Source organism: Rhodococcus sp. IEGM 1351, from assembly GCF_030056875.1.
GTDB lineage: Bacteria > Actinomycetota > Actinomycetes > Mycobacteriales > Mycobacteriaceae > Rhodococcus_F > Rhodococcus_F opacus.
In genome coordinates this window covers 1-1,513 of record NZ_JASHKU010000077.1, presented here as the reverse complement: position 1 = coordinate 1,513, position 1,513 = coordinate 1, and the positions used below count along the sequence as shown (strand labels likewise).

Genomic DNA, 1,513 nt, shown 5'->3' with positions numbered 1-1,513 from the left:
GCATTGAGCGAAACGATCGCCTCGGCCGGTACCGGTGGAAGATCGAACGCACCATTGCCTGGCTCACCGGCTACCGGCGTATGACCATCCGCTACGAGCGCCACGGCGAACACTTCGCCGGCTTCCTTCACCTCGCCGCCGCACTGACCTGCTTCAAGAAACTCCGACTTGTATGAGTGTCAGCGGTTCGTGATCGGGTCAGCTACCCGTAGCGTCCCGTAGCAGACCGGAAGGGCTGACTCGAGAAGCTCCTGTCACCCGCACGGTGGGTTGACCCTTGTGGGGTGTGTCCGACCCTCCCGGTCTGCGTTCGCGGAGTGACTGAAGAGAGGCGTGACCCCAAGCTGCTGTGAGAGGTACTTGAAGTCGGATTGTCCTCCGCGGATCCCATCCTGACAGAGAAGGGAACCGTCTTCCATGATCGTCATCGGTATCGACCCGCACAAGTCCACCCACACCGCAACCGCGGTCGACCCGGCCACCAACACCGACCTCGGCTCGATCCGCATCGACGCCACCCTCACCGGCTACAAGACGCTGATTGCCTGGGCCAAGTCCTGGCCGCAACGCCAGTGGGCGGTCGAGAATGCCTACGGCCTCGGACATCACCTTGCGCAGTGGCTGCTCGTCCTCGGGGAGGTTACCCTCGACGTTCCGACCACCGCCACCGCCCGGGTGCGGGAACTTTCCCGCGGCGGCCGCCGCAAGAACGACCGCATCGACGCAGCCGCGGCGGCGTGTGTGGCCGCGATGCAGGGCGACGCCCGCCCGGTCGACCCGGAGGGTCCCGCCGAGATTCTCGGACTACTCGACGAGCGACGAACAAATCTGTCCAACAGTAGAACCCGCAACATGAATCAGCTGCATGCGCTACTGCGGCAGCTGCTTGCCGGGGGTGCCCGGACCTCGCTCACCGCCTCTGCGGCAGCCGCCCTGTTACGAAGCTTCCGCGCCAAGAGCCCTGTCGACCGGATGCGGGTCGGGCTGTGTCGAGATCTGATCGCCGACATCCGCCGCCTCGACGACCAGCTCGCGGCGAACGAGAAGCAGATGGCCGAGACCCTCGACGAGCACGGCACCCGCCTGCGCGAGGTCGACGGGATCGGTGCGGTGACCGCGGCCCGGCTGATCGGCCGCACCGGTCGGCCCGATCGCTTCCCGACCGCGGCGGCCTATGCGAACTACAACGGCTCGGCACCGGTCCAGATCGCCAGCGCCGACACCGACCGGCACCGACTCTCACGCTACGGCGACCGACAGCTCAACAGCGCGCTCTACACCGTCGCTGTGGTTCAGATCCGAATGCGCGCCAGCGCCGGGCGCAACTATTTCGAGAAGAAAATCGCCGAGGGCAAGAAGCCGGCAGCGGCCAGGCGCGCCCTCAAACGTCACCTGTCCGATCACCTCTGGCGCATCATGCTGTCCGACGAAAAGCGTCGTCTTCAACCAGAGAAGAATCACTCCGCAAGGGCCGCTTGACAAACAGAGAGGCACCCCACATGAGACACGCTCT

General features: G+C 65.4%; 1 protein-coding gene. It reads left to right on the top strand.

Features of this window, described 5'->3' with window-relative positions; translation table 11 throughout:
• Window positions 1-417 precede the first annotated feature (417 nt).
• Complete coding sequence (locus QM806_RS40810; protein WP_283295031.1) at window positions 418-1,479, top strand: IS110 family RNA-guided transposase; 1,062 nt, start codon at window positions 418-420, stop codon at window positions 1,477-1,479.
• Window positions 1,480-1,513 lie beyond the last annotated feature (34 nt).

Bases quoted from the DNA above. Each gene is read 5' to 3' on its own strand.
- QM806_RS40810 (WP_283295031.1), top strand. From the start codon at position 418: ATGATCGTCATCGGTATCGACCCGCACAAGTCCACCCACACCGCAACC.